The following is a 13,771-nucleotide window of genomic DNA, read 5'->3' as shown; positions in this document are numbered from 1 at the left end:
AGGGCAGGGGAAGATGGACCAGGCGCTTCTCCTGCTGCTCGATGCCGCCAACTACGTGCTGGTCATCGTGCTGGTGGCCATGGGCCTCGTCATCGTTTTCGGCCTCATGCGCGTCATCAACATGGCGCACGGCGAGCTCTTTCTTCTCGGCGCCTACACCCTGGTAATGCTGCAGCAGGCCGGCGTCTCCTACTGGGTCGGCCTCATCGCCGCGCCGCTGTTGGTCGGGTGCGTCGGGCTGCTGATGGAAGAACTGGTGATCCGCCACATCTATCACCGCTTCCTCGACACCATCCTCGCCACCTGGGGCCTCTCCATTATGATCAAGCAGGGAGTCATACTGCTGTTCGGTCCCGGCGCGCAGTCGACGGCGGCGCCTTTCGCGGCGCAGCTCGACCTGTTGGGCACAGCCTATCCGGCCTACCGCCTCTTCATCATGGGCGTGGCGCTGCTTGTCGTCGGCGGGACCTTCTACCTCTTCTTCCGCACCCGCTTCGGCCTGGCCGCGCGGGCGGTGATCGCCAACCGCGACACCGCAGCCTGCCTCGGCCTTTCGACCCGCGCCTTCGACCGAGCGACCTTCGCCTACGGCGCGGCGCTCGCCGGCCTCGCCGGCGCCGTCATGGCGCCGATCATGAGCGTCGACCCGCAGATGGGCCTCGGCTTCCTCATTCCCGCCTTCCTCTCGATCCTGGTCGGCGGGGCCGGGCACCTGGGCGGCCCGGTGCTGGGCGCGGGCCTGATCGGCGCGACCGACAGCGTCACCGCTAGCCTCTGGTCGCCGGTCCTGGCCCAGGTGGTGGTCTTCACCATGGCGGTCATTGCCATCCGGATCTTCCCGAGCGGTATCCTGGGGGGCGCTCGCAAGTGAAGGCCCTGCTGAAAGACCGGCGCAGCGCCGTCGACCTCGCCGTCTGGGGTGGCCTGGCGGCGCTGCCGCTTTTCATGGGCGCCTGGCAGGTGGGTCAGATCGCCCAGTACCTGACCTACGGCATCTTCGCCATGAGCCTGGCGCTCATCTGGGGGCAGTGCGGCCTGCTGTCCTTCGGCCACGCCGTCTTCTTCGGCCTCGGCGCCTACGCCATGAGCCTGACGACCCTGGGCATGCTGCCGGGCTGGCTGGAAGGTTGGACCTCCAGCTACCTCGGCGTCGCTCTGGCGCTCCTCGTGCCGGCCATTGTCGCCAACATCCTCGGGCGCTTCCTGTTCTATGGGCGCGGGCTGCAGGGCGCGCAGCTTGCCATCGTCATGCTGGCGGTGGCGGTAGTGGCCGAGCGCATCATGACCCGCTGGTCCTACGCCGGCGGCATGAACGGCCTGATGAGCGTGCCGCCGGTGAACCTCGGCGCCTTTGGCCTCACCTACGAACTTTACGATCCCCTGCCGCTGTTCTACGGCACGCTGATCGCGGCGCTCGCCGTCTATGTCCTGCTGGAGGCCTTGGTGCGCTCGCGGCGCGGGGTGGTGCTGCGCGCGGTGGGCGCCGACGAGGCGCGCACCGGCTTCCTGGGCCACGACACCCGCTCGGTGAAGCTCGCCGTCTTCACGCTCTCGGCGGCGGTCGCCGGCTTCGCAGGCGCACTCTTTGCCGGTCAGTTCGGCTTCGTTTCGCCGCCGCTCATCGGCTTCGGCCTGTCGACCGAGGTGCTGATCTGGGTGGCGCTCGGCGGGCGCCGCGCGCTCATCACCGCCTTCCTTGGCGCCATCGTCGTGCGCCTGGCGGAGAATGCGCTCGGTGACCTGCTGGGCCCGGCCTGGCTGCTCGGCCTCGGCCTGCTCTTCGTGCTCTGCATGATCTTCCTGCCGCGCGGCCTGCTGGGCGAGGCCTATGCCCGCGTCATTGGGGCCTGCGTCATTGGGGCAAAGGGCGGCCGCTGAGAGCCCGCTCCTCGCAGCGGATGCGCCAGGCGAGGACGGCGGCGTTGGCGAGGGAGAAGATCACCGCGATCTCCCAGGCGCCGAAGGCCAGCGGCAGCACGGCGATCTCGCCGGCCACCACCAGATAGTTGGGATGTCGCAGGAACCGATAGGGTCCGCGCCGCACCAGGGGGGCGCCGGGCAGGGTGATGACCCGCGTGGTCCAGTAACGCCCGAGGCTCGCCAGCACCCAGAGCCTGAGTCCCTGCAACCCCAGGAAGGCGCCCAGCAGCGCCCAGTCCGGCAGCCGGTCGGCCGGTATGAAGGCGGCGAGGGCGGCGAACCACAGGACGTGCACCGCCACCAGAAGCGGATAATGTCCGGCGCCGCTTTCGATGGCTCCCTCGGCTTTCAGGCGGCGGGTGTTGCGGCTTGCGTAGACCAGCTCCGCCAAACGCTGTGCGGCCACCAGGATCAGCACGGCCCACAACACGCTCACCGATCTCAGGCCTCAAGGATCTGGAAGCCGGCGGTGAAGCCGGGGCCCAGCGCGGTCATCAGATAGCGGCCCTCGAGGCCGGCCCTGCGCATGCGCTCCAGCACGAAGAGCACGGTCACCGCCGACATGTTGCCGTAGTCGCGCAGCACCGAGCGCGCCTCGGCGAGACCGCCCTCGGGCAGGTCGAAGACCTCCTCCAGGGCGGCGATGACCTTGGCACCGCCGGGGTGGCAGATGTAGCCGTCGATGTCGGCGTGGCTGAGGCCTTGGCGCGCCAGGAAGGTCTCGGCGGCAGGGCCCATCTGCTCGCGGATCAGGGCGGGGATGTCGCGGGAGAACAACACGCCCAGGCCGTCGTTCTCCATCTCCCAGCCCATGACATCCAGGGAATTCGGCCAGGTGTGCTCGCCGCCGGCCCCCAGGCGCAATCCCGTGGCCGCTCCGTCGCTGCCGGGCTTGGCGGCTTCCAGCAGCACCGCCGCGGCGCCGTCTCCGAAGAGGGCGGTGGCGATGACGTTGCTCTTGGAGGGATCGTTGGCGCGGAAGGTGAGGCCGCAGAGTTCCACCACCAGGCACAGCACCTTGCCGCCCGGGCGCGTCTGGGCCAGCGCCTTGGCGCGGGCCAGGCCGAGCACGCCGCCGGCGCAGCCGAGGCCGAAGATCGGCAGGCGCATGACGTCGCGCCGGAAGGCCAGTTTTTCCATCAGCCGGGCGTCCAGGCTGGGAGTGGCGACGCCGGTGGTGGAGACGACGACGAGGCCGTCGACCGCCTCCAGCGGCACGTCTGCCTGGGCCAGGCAGCTCTCGGCGGCCTCGGCCAGCAGCGTGACGGCGTTGTCGATGAAGAGGTCGTTGCGCGTCTTCCAGTCGCTCGGCGTCAGGTACCACTCGATCGGCACGCAGGAATGGCGGGTCTCGATGCCGGCGTTTCCGAAAGCCGGCAGCAGTCGTTCGATGTCGAGCCGCCGGCCGCCGAAGAGGCCGCGCACCCGGCGCACCACGTCCTCCTGGCGCAGCACAAAGGGCGGTACGGCGCTGGCGACGGCGGTGACCGCCACCTGGGGAGGGAGGGATTTCCTTTGATCCGGGCGGTTCTGCGGCGGGGCTTCGAGGTCCAGCATCTTGCCTGCGTCTCCCTGTGCTGATTACGGCGATCCCGCGGTTCTCGCCTCATCAATCTTCTACGTGGTTTTCAGGCCCCGGGTTTCACTTAGGGGGAAGCTGCGGGTTAACGCCCCTTAAGCATGGCTCTTAACGTGAGGCTAGTGGAATGGCGTTAGTCTCATGTCGGCTCAGGATGAGCCTTCTGTTGCCGCGGCCTGGTAGGTAGCCATGGGTAAGTGGTTCTTTTTCTTCGCTTTGCTGGCCCTTTCGGGCTTCGCAGCCGCCCCCGCCGCCGGGGCGGCCGAGCTGATGTCGACCCATCCCAGCCATTATCGCAGCTCCGGCGAAGCCGTGAACGGCGGGTCCACGTCGATTCTGGGCCGCACCAAGCAGGTGCGCGCCGGATCCCGCGTGATCGTGCGCGACGAGGGCGCGCTGCTGGAACGCTGGGTCCTTAACACGGATCTCAGCCGCGCGTGCAACCGTCGTCTTTTTCGCCAGAAACGCGACCAGTTTTTGGTCGGAATCGTCGACGGGCGCACTTACGGCGCCGCCGTCGGCGGTCACGGCAGCCTGTTGGACCGCGTAAAAATGGCAGAAAATCAAGTGGTTTACCTGTTCCGGGGGCAGGGAACGACGGACTGCCGGGTCTATCATCGGACGAAGTGAAGGTTTTACCGAAATTCGAACTTTCGTTAACCTTTTGTTTACCATGCGGGCGCGATACTCAAATCACGGTTCATCGACCGTCTCCTGAAATTGATTGCATCGACCTCTCGAAAGCCCCGCCTTCCCCGGCGGGGCTTTTTCTTTCCGCTTGCGTGCGGCGGCGACCGATCCCCGGCTTGCCGTTTCGGGGAGTGGCGGCTAGATAGAATTTCCTTTGGCCAACAGGACTGTGATTCATGCGACTTCTCCGCACCACCTTCGCCTTATGTGCCCTGTTGCTGCTGGCGGCCTGCTTTGCGCCCAGCAAGGCGGATCTCCTGAAGAAGGCAAAAGGGGTGAGCACCCGCGCCGAACTGGAAGAGGCGCTCGGCGAGCCCAGCGACGTTTCCAAGCTCGGGCCGATCGAGAAGTGGTCCTACAAGGCCTCCGACGGCACGGTGGTCTTCGTCCTCGCCGGTGATACCGTGACCATCGAGGTCACCGAGAACTGAGGCCGGCGACGCGGCTTCGTTCACACGAGCTCCTGCGGGCCGCTCCGGCTCCGAACCGTTGCTGCGACTGCGGAACGGGCAATGCGGCATGGCCGGCGCGGTGAAGCGGGCCTCGGGAGATTCTGCCTTTACGGAAGCTTTACTGCGGATTGCCAAGGTTAATGGGCTTATGGCACAAGTGCTCGGCGGTGCCTGCCTGCCCGGCGGCACCCGGCGCCGGGAGTCTTTTCGCAGCGTGGGAGATCACCAAGTGAGTTTTTGGAACCGGATCCTGCGCGCGGGAACCTTTGCATTGGCAATCGCTTCGATGGCACCGCTTGCCGCTTGCGCCCAGGGCGATGCCGCCGAAAACCCGCCGCCGGCTGCGGGCGGGACCCAACTCGCGCAGAGCGAGGCAGAGGACTTCGATACCTGGCTTGCCGGCCTGAAGCAGGAGGCGGTCCGTCGCGGGATCCGCGCGGAGACGGTGGAGGCGGCCCTGGCCGGGGTGGAGCCGCTGCCGGAGGCGATCCAGCGCGACCGCAGCCAGCGTGAGTTCACTCTGACCTTTACGCGCTATATGCGCGGCGCGGTGACCGAGGGGAGGGTCGCGAAGGCGCGCGAGCTGCTGGAGCAGAACCGGGCGCTGCTGGAAGAGGTAGCGGCCAAATACGGTGTCCAGCCGCGATTCCTGGTCTCCTTCTGGGGCCTGGAGAGCAATTTCGGCCAGCACACCGGCGGCTATTCCGTGGTCGCGGCCCTGGCGACCCTGGCGCATGAGGGGCGGCGGCACGACTTCTTCCGCGCCCAGTTGCTCGACGCCCTGCAGATCCTCGACGAGGGGCACATCAGCGTGTCCGAGATGACCGGCTCCTGGGCCGGCGCCATGGGGCAGTTGCAGTTCATTCCCTCGACCTTCGTGAACTTCGCGGTCGACTACGACGGCGACGGCCACCGCGACATCTGGCACAGCTTGCCCGACATCTTCGCCTCGGCGGCGAACTACCTGTCGCAGGAAGGCTGGAAGGGCGATCGCACCTGGGGACGGCAGGTCGCGCTGCCGGAGGGTTTCGACTACGGCCTGGCCAGCCTCGGCGAGCGCAAGGCGCTTGGTGAATGGGCGGCGCTGGGGCTGCGCCGCGAGGACGGCGGGCCGTTGCCCCGGGTCGAGGGGGTCGAGGCCTCCCTGGTCCTGCCCGCGGGTCAGCGCGGCCCGGCTTTTCTCGTGTATGAGAATTTCCGCACCATCCTGGTGTGGAACCGATCGATCCTCTATGCCCTTTCGGTGGGGCATCTGGCCGACCGTATCGCCGGGGCGCCGGCGCTCAGCGCGGCCTCGCTGCCGGATGAGGAGCCGATAAGCCTGAAATCGATCGAAGAGATGCAGGCTCTGTTGAACGCCAGAGGCTATGAGGCCGGCAAACCCGACGGGCTGGTGGGGCCGAAGACGCGCGAGGCGTTGCGTGCCTTCCAGGCGGCCCAGGGGCTGCCGGCCGACGGCTATCCGACCAAGGAAGTGATCGATTTACTGCGGCGCACCGGCGGGCAGTGACGGTCCGGGCGGGGACTGGCCGTCCGGGCTCGGGTTGTTTCGCCAGGAGATGCGCCTTAAACTACCATATCGAGTGGGGATACTGATGCGGAGCACAAGATGATGGCCAGAGGGCTGACATTTGGGGTCCTGCTGCTCGGCCTGCTCGGCATTTTGGCCGGCTGCGCGGAAACCGAGCTGGCGGTGCACAATGCCAAGCGCCTGCAGACGCCGGAACCGGCCCCCTCGCAGCCCGGCAACTACAAGGTCGGCCGGCCTTATCAGATCGCCAACGTCTGGTACTACCCGCGCGAAGACTATGGCTACGACGAAACGGGGATCGCGTCCTGGTACGGGCCGGGCTTCCACGGCAAATCGACGGCCAACGGCGAGGTCTACGACCAGAACGCCATGACGGCGGCGCATCGCACCCTGCCGATGCCTTCCGTGGTTCAGGTCACCAATCTGGAGAACGGACGGTCGGTGAAGGTGCGGATCAACGACCGCGGGCCCTTCGCCCACGGACGTATCATCGACATGTCCAAGCGCGCGGCGGAACTGCTGGGCTTCGTCAAGCAGGGCACGGCGAAGGTGCGGGTGCAGATACTGGAGATCGAGAGCCGGCAGGCGGCGCTGGAAGCCGGGGCCGGCGAGGCCGTGGCCGGGACCGCCCCGAAGGCCGCGCCGGTGGAGAGCGTCTCGGTTCAGGAGCTGCCCCCGATCGGCGTTTCGGCGCCCGAGCCTGCCGCCGGCGCTTCCGGTGCGACGGAGACCGCCGCGGCGCCCGCTGCGTCACAGACGGCGGCGGTGAGCGAGCCGGCGCACCTGCGTACCGCCACCACGACCATGCCGGAACCGGTGGTGACGCAGGAGCGGGTGCGTCCCACCTCGATTTTCGTCCAGGCCGGCGCTTTCAGCCAGGTCGCCAACGCGGTGCGGCTGCGCGCCCGGCTGTCGTCCTTGGGCAACGTGCAGATCGCCAAGGCACTGGTCGGCGATGCCAGCTTCTACCGGGTCCGCCTGGGGCCGATGGCCAATGTCGATCAGGCGGACCGGACTTTGGCGCTGCTGCTCAGAAACGGCTACAACGATGCCCGGGTGGTGGTCGATTGATCGGGCGGCCGTCTTTCGTTGTTCCGCTGACATTTTTTCGGCGGATTCTCGACCTAGACTGCGGCTCCACCGCGTCCGTTCCTTAGGTTCACCGGAGTAAGTCAACCGATGCTACGCCTTACGAAGTTTTTCCTGACCCTCGGTTTCACCGTTGCCGCCGGCCTCTCGGTCCTGGGCCCGGCCGCCGGTGCGACCATCGAGACGCAGGCGGAAGAGGCATTCCTGGTCGACTTCGATACCGGCGCCGTGCTGCTGAACAAGAACGGCGACGTCCGAATGCCGCCGTCGTCGATGAGCAAGATGATGACCGCCTATATGGTCTTCGATCGCTTGCAGGACGGACGCCTGTCGTTGGACGACAAGCTGACGGTGAGCGAGAAGGCCTGGCGCAAGGGCGGTTCCAAGATGTTCGTCGAGGTCGGCAACCAGGTCCGCGTGGAAGACCTGCTGCGCGGCGTCATCATCCAGTCGGGCAACGATGCCTGCATCGTGCTGGCCGAAGGCCTTTCCGGCAGCGAGGAGGCCTTTGCCGAACAGATGACCGCGCGGGCGCGCGAAATCGGCCTGTCCGGGAGCAATTTCGTCAATGCGACGGGATGGCCCGACGACAACCACTACGTCACCGCGCGCGACCTTGCGACCCTGGCCAAGCGGATCATCATGGATCACGCGGAGTACTATCACTATTACTCCGAGAAGGAATTCACCTGGGCCGACATCCGTCAGGGTAACCGTAATCCGCTGCTCTACAGGAACGTCGGTGCCGATGGCCTGAAGACCGGCCACACGGAGGCGGCCGGCTACGGTCTCACCGCCTCGGCGGTGCAGAACGGACGGCGCCTGATCCTGGTGGTCAATGGCCTGCCGAATGTTCAGGCGCGCGCCGACGAGTCGGATCGCCTGATCTCCTGGGGCTTCCGCGAGTTCAACAACTATGCGCTCTTCAAGGCGGGTGAGACGGTCGACGACGCTCCGGTCTGGCTCGGCGCCGAGGACACGGTGCCGCTGGTCATCGCCGATGAATTGAAGGTCACGCTGCCGCGCAACGACCGCAACGGCATGCAGGTCTCGGTGGTCTACGATTCGCCGATCCCGGCGCCGATCCCGGCGGGTCAGGAGATCGCCAAACTGCGCGTGTCCTGGCCGGGCGGGGTTCCGGTGGAGGTGCCGCTGCGGGCGGGCGAAGAAGTTGAGCAGCTCGGCGCTTTCGGCCGCATTGCCGCCAGCATCAAGTTCCTGCTCCTCGGCTCTCCGTGAGCGCCGAAAGTCCGCAAGCGCTCGGCCGCTTCATCACTCTGGAAGGCGGCGAGGGTGCCGGCAAATCGACCCAGCAGCGCCGCTTGGCCGCCTGGTTGCGTGAGACCGGCCTGGAGGTGATCGAAACGCGGGAACCGGGCGGCAGCCCGGGCGCCGAGGAGATCCGCGCCCTGCTGGTGACCGGCGCCACCGGGCGCTGGGATGCGGTGACGGAGACCCTGCTGCACTTCGCTGCGCGCCGCGACCACTTGGCCAAGATCATCTGGCCGGCCTTGCAGCGCGGTGCCTGGATCGTCTGCGACCGCTTCGCCGATTCCACCATGGCCTACCAGGGGTACGGTCAGGAGCTGGGCCGCGAGACGGTGGCCGCCCTCTACGATCTGGCGGTCGGCGATTTCCGCCCCGACCTGACCTTGGTGCTGGACCTGCCGGTGGCCGAAGGCCTGGCGCGGGCCAATGCGCGCAATGGGGCCAAGGCCGGCGGCGAAGACCGCTACGAGAAGATGGATCTGGGCTTTCACGAGCGTCTGCGCCAGGGCTTCCATGATATCGTGGCCCGCGAGCCGGGGCGCTGTCTGCTGATCGACGCCGCCGGCGACGAAGAGGCCGTGGCCGCAAAGGTCCAAGCCGCGGTACGAGAGCGTTTGGGAGTGGCGGGGTGAGCAAAGCCAAGGACAGCGACAAGGACGATGCCTCCTGGCCGCATCCGCGCGAGACCGCTGTCTTGCGCGGGCAGGAGGCGGCGGAGAGCGTGCTGCTGCGCGCCCACGCCTCTGGCCGGCTGCCGCATGCCTGGCTGCTTTCCGGGCCGCGCGGCGTCGGCAAGGCGACGCTCGCCTACCGCTTCGCTCGCTTCCTGCTGTCGCCGGAGGCCCAGGGTGGCGGTCTGTTCGGCGATGCTCCAGAAAGCTTGGCGGTGGCGGAGGACGACCCCGTGTTCCGCCGGATTGCCGCTTCCGGCCACAGCGACCTCATGACCCTGGAGAAGGGGCGCGATGACAAAGGCAAGCCGCGTAATGTGATCCCGGTGGAGGACGTGCGCCGCCTGTTGAGCTTCGCCCGCATGACCGCCGGCGAAGGCGGTTGGCGGGTGGCCATCGTCGATGCCGTCGACGAGATGAACCGCAACGCGGCCAATGCCCTTTTGAAGGTCCTGGAGGAGCCGCCGCCGCGCTCCTTACTGCTGCTGGTCAGCCATGCGCCGGGCAGCCTGCTGCCGACCATCCGCTCGCGCTGCTGTCAGCTGCCTCTGGCTCCGCTCAGCGAGGAGGTCGTGGCCGAACTGCTGGGGGAGCATTGTCCGGAGCTGGCGCCGGAGGAACGTCAGGCCCTGGCGCGCTTGGCCGACGGCTCCATCGGCAAGGCCCTGGCCCTGGCAGCCCACGGCGGCCTGGACCTCTACCGGGAACTGATCGATCTGTTGGGCACCTTGCCGCGCCTGGACGTGCCGCGCCTGCACAAGCTGGCCGAGAAATGGGGGCAGGGGCGCGACCCCCAGGCCTTTCAGACCGGCATGGAGCTGCTGATCTGGTGGCTGGGGCGCTTCATAAGGGCCGGCTCCACCGGGCGGCCGGCGCCGGAGGTGGTGCCCGGGGAGGCGGCCCTGGCCCGGCGCCTGCTGGAGGGCCGCCCCCTTGCGCATTGGCTTGGCCTATGGGAGAAGATCAGCCGCCTTTTCGCCCGGACGGAAGCCGCCAATCTCGACCGGAAGCAGGTGGTGCTGACCGCCTTTCTGGATCTGGAGAACGCGGCGTAGCGCCGGGCCTTTGCTGTCGGGGCCCCCTTTGGAAGAGCTGGGGGCGGCAGCCGAGTTCGTTGGAGACCCGCGATGACGGCAGGAAAGCCGGCCTTTTACATCACGACGCCGATCTACTATGTGAACGACAACCCGCACATCGGCCATGCCTACACGACGCTGGCCTGCGACGTGCTGGCGCGCTTCAAACGGCTGGACGGTTTCGATGTGCGTTTCCTGACCGGCACCGACGAGCACGGCCAGAAGGTCGAGAAGTCGGCGGCCGCCGCCGGAATCGACCCGCAGAGCTTCACCGACCGGGTGTCGCAGAACTTCCGTGACCTCTCGGCGTTGTGGGGCTTCACCAACGACGACTTCATCCGCACCACCGAGCAGCGCCACAAAGACGCCTGCCAGGCGCTGTGGAAAAAGCTGGTCGAGGCCGGCGACATCTACCTGGGCAGCTATGCCGGCTGGTACGCCGTGCGCGACGAGGCCTACTACGCCGAGAGCGAACTGGAAGACGGCCCGAACGGCAGCAAGATCGCGCCCTCCGGGGCCGAGTGCGAGTGGGTCGAGGAGGAGTCCTACTTTTTTAGGCTCTCGGCCTGGGGAGACCGCCTGCTGAAGTTCTACGACGAGAACCCGGACTTCATCCTGCCGGCCAGCCGCCGCAACGAGGTCATCAGCTTCGTGAAGGGCGGCCTGAAGGATCTCTCGATCAGCCGAACCACCTTCTCCTGGGGCATTCCGGTGCCCGACGCGCCCGGCCACATCATGTACGTCTGGCTCGACGCGCTGACCAACTACATCACTGCCGTCGGCTATCCCGACGTGGACTGCGATCTCTTCAAGACCTACTGGCCCGCCGACGTGCACATGGTCGGCAAGGACATCCTGCGCTTCCACGCGGTCTACTGGCCGGCCTTCCTGATGTCCGCCGGCATTGCGCCGCCCAAGCGCGTCTACGCCCACGGCTGGTGGACCAATGAGGGTCAGAAGATCTCTAAGACGGTTGGTAACGTCATCGTGCCTTCGGAGCTGGTCGCTACCTATGGCTTGGATCAGGTGCGCTACTTCCTGCTGCGCGAGGTGCCCTTCGGCAATGACGGCGATTTCTCGCACAAGGCCATGGTGGGGCGCATGAACTACGATCTGGCCAATCAGTTCGGCAACCTGGCCCAGCGCGTGCTCTCCATGATCGCGAAAAACTGCGAGGCGCAGGTGCCGCAGCCCGGCGACCTGGCGGCGGAAGACGAAGCCCTGCTGCAGGCGGCGGCCGACCTGCTGCCGGCCTTGCGCGCCGATATGGACCGCCAGCTGTTCCACAACGCCCTCACCAAGGTCTGGGAAGTGGTCGGCGAGGCCAACCGCTACATCGACCACGCTGCGCCCTGGACCCTGAAGAAGACCGACCCGGCGCGCATGGCGACGGTGCTCTATGTCCTGGCCGAGACCATCCGCCGCTTGGCGCTGCTCACCCAGCCGGTGATGCCCGGCGCCACGGCGAAGATGCTCGACCAGCTTGCCGTCGATCCGGGCGCGCGCAGCTTCGCCAGCCTGGAGGACCGCCTGCGGCCCGGCACGGCGCTGCCCAAGCCGGAAGGCGTGTTCCCGCGCTTCGTGGAGGAGGAGGCTTCAGCCTGATGGCGGAGGCGGCGCCCGCGACGGCGGAACGGCCCCTGGTCGATTCCCACTGCCATCTCGACTACCTGGAGCGGGACGGCGAGATCGAGCCGGTGGTGGCGCGCGCCCTGGAGGCGGGCGTCGGCACGATGGTGACGATCTGCACCAAGCTCAGCGAGTTCGACCGCATCGAGGCCATCGCCCGGCGCTTCCCGCGGGTCTACTGCTCGGTCGGGGTGCATCCCCACGAGGCCGGCAAGGAAGGCCAGGAGACGCCCGATCGCCTCATCGAGCTGGCGGCCCACGACAAGGTGGTCGGCATCGGCGAGACCGGGCTGGACTATTACTACGAGCATTCGCCGCGTGAAGCACAGCAGGTAAGCTTCCGCAGCCACATCGCCGCGGCGCGCGAGACCGGGCTGCCGCTCATCGTGCACGCCCGCGACGCCGACGACGACACCGTTGCCGTGTTGCAGGAGGAATACGCCAAGGGCGCCTTTCCGGGCGTCATCCACTGCTTCACCGCCGGGCCGGAGCTGGCCAGGGCAGCCCTGGAGATCGGCTTCTACATCTCGCTCGCGGGGATCGTCACCTTCAAGTCGGCCGAGAGCCTGCGCGACACCGTGCGCGAGGTGCCGCTCGACCGACTGCTGGTGGAGACCGACGCGCCTTACCTGGCCCCGGTCCCCAAGCGCGGCAAGACCAACGAGCCGGCCAACGTGGTCTACACCGCCCAGGCCCTGGCCGAGCTGCGCGGCGTCGCGGCGGCGGACTTCGCCGACACGACGACGGAAAACTTCTTCCGTCTCTTCAGCCGCGCCGCGCGGCCCTGAGCCGATGACTGGGCTAACGACGCGATGAAGGTCACGCTCCTCGGCTGCGGCGGCTCCGGCGGCGTGCCCCTGGCCGGGCGCGAGACCGGCGGCACCTGGGGCAAGGCCGACCCCGCCAATCCCAAGAACCGCCGCCGCCGCGTGTCGTTGCTGGTCGAAGAGGCGGGCACCCGCATTCTTATCGACACCTCGCCGGACCTGCGTGCGCAGATCCTCGACAACGACATCACCGCCCTGGATGCGGTGCTCTTCACCCATGCCCATGCCGACCACTGCCACGGCCTGGACGAGCTGCGCGGCCTGGTCTACGGCCGCGGAGCCCCTCTTGACGCCTATATGGACGCGCGCACGCGCGCGCTGCTGACCGGGCGCTTCGATTACGCTTTTCTCTCGAGCCAGGATGCCGACGCGCTCTATCCACCGCTGATGCGCGACAACGTCATCGACGGACCCTTCAGGATCGGCGGCATTGAGATACGTTCTTTCGTGCAGAACCACGGACCGGACGTCTCTCTCGGGTTCCGCCTGGGCGACGTCGCCTATTCGACCGACGCCAAGGCCCTGGACGAGGAAGCCTTCGCGGTGCTGGCCGGCGTGAAGCTCTGGGTCGTCGATTGCCTGCGCGACGCCCCGCACCCGACCCATTCGCACACCGAGCAGACCCTGGAGTGGATCGCCCGGGTGAAGCCCGAGCGCGCCATCCTCACCCACATGAACGAGCAGCTCGACTACGACGAGCTCAAGGGCCGCTGTCCGCCCGGCGTCGAGCCCGGCTACGACGGCCTTGTGATCGAGGTCTGAGGGCTTCCCCATGCGCTTCATGGTGATCGAGACCTTCCGCAACACCGCTGCGGTCTACGCCCGCCTTGCCGAGCGCGGCCGCATGATTCCGGCGGGCGTAAGCTATGTCGACAGCTCGGTGGAAGAGGGCGGCGGACGCTGCTTCCAGCTCATGGAGTGCGAACGCAGGGCCGACCTCGATCCCTGGATCGAGGCCTGGGCCGACCTGGTCGACTTCGAGGTCGTGCCGGTGACCGACAGCGCGACGGCGGCGGCGCGGTTCAAGGGCTAGTGGCG

The 13,771-nt window shown here is 67.5% G+C and carries 15 protein-coding genes; 13 read left to right on the top strand and 2 right to left on the bottom strand.

The window, feature by feature from the left end:
- Window positions 1-13: 13 nt before the first annotated feature.
- On the top strand, window positions 14-871 hold the full coding sequence (locus tag AAFN88_RS15125) for a branched-chain amino acid ABC transporter permease (RefSeq protein ID WP_347521201.1): 858 nt from the start codon (window positions 14-16) through the stop codon (window positions 869-871).
- The gene (locus AAFN88_RS15120) at window positions 868-1,878 is read left to right on the top strand and encodes a branched-chain amino acid ABC transporter permease (protein WP_347521200.1); all 1,011 of its coding nucleotides are present in this window, start codon (window positions 868-870) and stop codon (window positions 1,876-1,878) included. The genes AAFN88_RS15125 and AAFN88_RS15120 overlap by 4 nt, the downstream gene beginning before the upstream one ends.
- On the opposite strand, the gene AAFN88_RS15115 is transcribed toward AAFN88_RS15120, so the two are convergent.
- Both AAFN88_RS15115 and AAFN88_RS15110 read right to left on the bottom strand, forming a co-directional pair.
- Window positions 1,853-2,356: an isoprenylcysteine carboxylmethyltransferase family protein gene (locus tag AAFN88_RS15115; protein WP_347521199.1), complete on the bottom strand. Its 504-nt coding sequence runs from the start codon at window positions 2,354-2,356 to the stop codon at window positions 1,853-1,855. The two genes, AAFN88_RS15120 and AAFN88_RS15115, sit on opposite strands and share 26 nt — an antisense overlap.
- Window positions 2,357-2,361: 5 nt before the next feature.
- The gene (locus AAFN88_RS15110) at window positions 2,362-3,477 is read right to left on the bottom strand and encodes a 3-oxoacyl-[acyl-carrier-protein] synthase III C-terminal domain-containing protein (RefSeq protein ID WP_347521197.1); all 1,116 of its coding nucleotides are present in this window, start codon (window positions 3,475-3,477) and stop codon (window positions 2,362-2,364) included.
- 211 nt (window positions 3,478-3,688) lie between these two features.
- Between AAFN88_RS15110 and AAFN88_RS15105 the strand changes: the two genes are divergently transcribed.
- From AAFN88_RS15105 to AAFN88_RS15055, 11 genes are all read left to right on the top strand, one after another.
- Window positions 3,689-4,129 carry a hypothetical protein gene (locus AAFN88_RS15105; protein WP_347521196.1) on the top strand — a complete coding sequence of 147 codons (441 nt, stop codon included), beginning with the start codon at window positions 3,689-3,691 and terminating at the stop codon, window positions 4,127-4,129.
- A gap of 236 nt (window positions 4,130-4,365) precedes the next feature.
- Entirely contained in the window at window positions 4,366-4,620 is a 255-nt protein-coding gene (locus AAFN88_RS15100) for a hypothetical protein (protein ID WP_347521195.1), read from the top strand.
- A gap of 307 nt (window positions 4,621-4,927) precedes the next feature.
- Window positions 4,928-6,151, top strand: a complete 1,224-nt coding sequence (locus AAFN88_RS15095) for a lytic murein transglycosylase (protein WP_347521194.1) — start codon at window positions 4,928-4,930, stop codon at window positions 6,149-6,151.
- 99 nt (window positions 6,152-6,250) lie between these two features.
- Window positions 6,251-7,243, top strand: coding sequence for a septal ring lytic transglycosylase RlpA family protein (locus tag AAFN88_RS15090; protein WP_347521192.1), 993 nt, complete (start codon window positions 6,251-6,253; stop codon window positions 7,241-7,243).
- A 108-nt stretch (window positions 7,244-7,351) separates the two neighbouring features.
- The gene (locus AAFN88_RS15085; RefSeq protein WP_347521190.1) at window positions 7,352-8,500 is read left to right on the top strand and encodes a D-alanyl-D-alanine carboxypeptidase family protein; all 1,149 of its coding nucleotides are present in this window, start codon (window positions 7,352-7,354) and stop codon (window positions 8,498-8,500) included.
- On the top strand, window positions 8,497-9,162 hold the full coding sequence (tmk, locus tag AAFN88_RS15080) for a dTMP kinase (RefSeq protein WP_347521189.1): 666 nt from the start codon (window positions 8,497-8,499) through the stop codon (window positions 9,160-9,162). The genes AAFN88_RS15085 and tmk overlap by 4 nt, the downstream gene beginning before the upstream one ends.
- Window positions 9,159-10,256, top strand: coding sequence for a DNA polymerase III subunit delta' (locus AAFN88_RS15075; RefSeq protein WP_347521188.1), 1,098 nt, complete (start codon window positions 9,159-9,161; stop codon window positions 10,254-10,256). The genes tmk and AAFN88_RS15075 overlap by 4 nt, the downstream gene beginning before the upstream one ends.
- A gap of 72 nt (window positions 10,257-10,328) precedes the next feature.
- Complete coding sequence (gene metG, locus AAFN88_RS15070; RefSeq protein ID WP_347521187.1) at window positions 10,329-11,882, top strand: methionine--tRNA ligase; 1,554 nt, start codon at window positions 10,329-10,331, stop codon at window positions 11,880-11,882.
- Window positions 11,882-12,694 carry a TatD family hydrolase gene (locus tag AAFN88_RS15065; RefSeq protein ID WP_347521186.1) on the top strand — a complete coding sequence of 271 codons (813 nt, stop codon included), beginning with the start codon at window positions 11,882-11,884 and terminating at the stop codon, window positions 12,692-12,694. The genes metG and AAFN88_RS15065 overlap by 1 nt, the downstream gene beginning before the upstream one ends.
- Before the next feature lie 24 nt (window positions 12,695-12,718).
- A complete protein-coding gene (locus AAFN88_RS15060) occupies window positions 12,719-13,495 on the top strand; it encodes an MBL fold metallo-hydrolase (RefSeq protein WP_347521185.1) in 777 nt (258 codons plus the stop codon).
- 10 nt (window positions 13,496-13,505) lie between these two features.
- Window positions 13,506-13,766, top strand: a complete 261-nt coding sequence (locus tag AAFN88_RS15055) for a DUF3303 family protein (RefSeq protein ID WP_347521184.1) — start codon at window positions 13,506-13,508, stop codon at window positions 13,764-13,766.
- Window positions 13,767-13,771: the final 5 nt, after the last annotated feature.

The sequence above is a fragment of the Pelagibius sp. CAU 1746 genome, from assembly GCF_039839785.1.
Taxonomy (GTDB): Bacteria; Pseudomonadota; Alphaproteobacteria; order Kiloniellales; family Kiloniellaceae; genus Pelagibius.
This window is presented reverse-complemented; position numbering and strand designations above follow the sequence as displayed.

Excerpts from the sequence above, each read along its gene's own strand:
- AAFN88_RS15125 (WP_347521201.1), top strand. The coding sequence starts at position 14 with ATGGACCAGGCGCTTCTCCTGCTGCTCGATGCCGCCAACTACGTGCTG.
- AAFN88_RS15110 (WP_347521197.1), bottom strand. The coding sequence starts at position 3,477 with ATGCTGGACCTCGAAGCCCCGCCGCAGAACCGCCCGGATCAAAGGAAA.
- AAFN88_RS15105 (WP_347521196.1), top strand. The coding sequence starts at position 3,689 with ATGGGTAAGTGGTTCTTTTTCTTCGCTTTGCTGGCCCTTTCGGGCTTC.
- AAFN88_RS15100 (WP_347521195.1), top strand. The coding sequence starts at position 4,366 with ATGCGACTTCTCCGCACCACCTTCGCCTTATGTGCCCTGTTGCTGCTG.
- AAFN88_RS15095 (WP_347521194.1), top strand. The coding sequence starts at position 4,928 with ATGGCACCGCTTGCCGCTTGCGCCCAGGGCGATGCCGCCGAAAACCCG.
- AAFN88_RS15090 (WP_347521192.1), top strand. The coding sequence starts at position 6,251 with ATGATGGCCAGAGGGCTGACATTTGGGGTCCTGCTGCTCGGCCTGCTC.
- AAFN88_RS15085 (WP_347521190.1), top strand. The coding sequence starts at position 7,352 with ATGCTACGCCTTACGAAGTTTTTCCTGACCCTCGGTTTCACCGTTGCC.
- metG (WP_347521187.1), top strand. The coding sequence starts at position 10,329 with ATGACGGCAGGAAAGCCGGCCTTTTACATCACGACGCCGATCTACTAT.
- AAFN88_RS15065 (WP_347521186.1), top strand. The coding sequence starts at position 11,882 with ATGGCGGAGGCGGCGCCCGCGACGGCGGAACGGCCCCTGGTCGATTCC.
- AAFN88_RS15060 (WP_347521185.1), top strand. The coding sequence starts at position 12,719 with ATGAAGGTCACGCTCCTCGGCTGCGGCGGCTCCGGCGGCGTGCCCCTG.
- AAFN88_RS15055 (WP_347521184.1), top strand. The coding sequence starts at position 13,506 with ATGCGCTTCATGGTGATCGAGACCTTCCGCAACACCGCTGCGGTCTAC.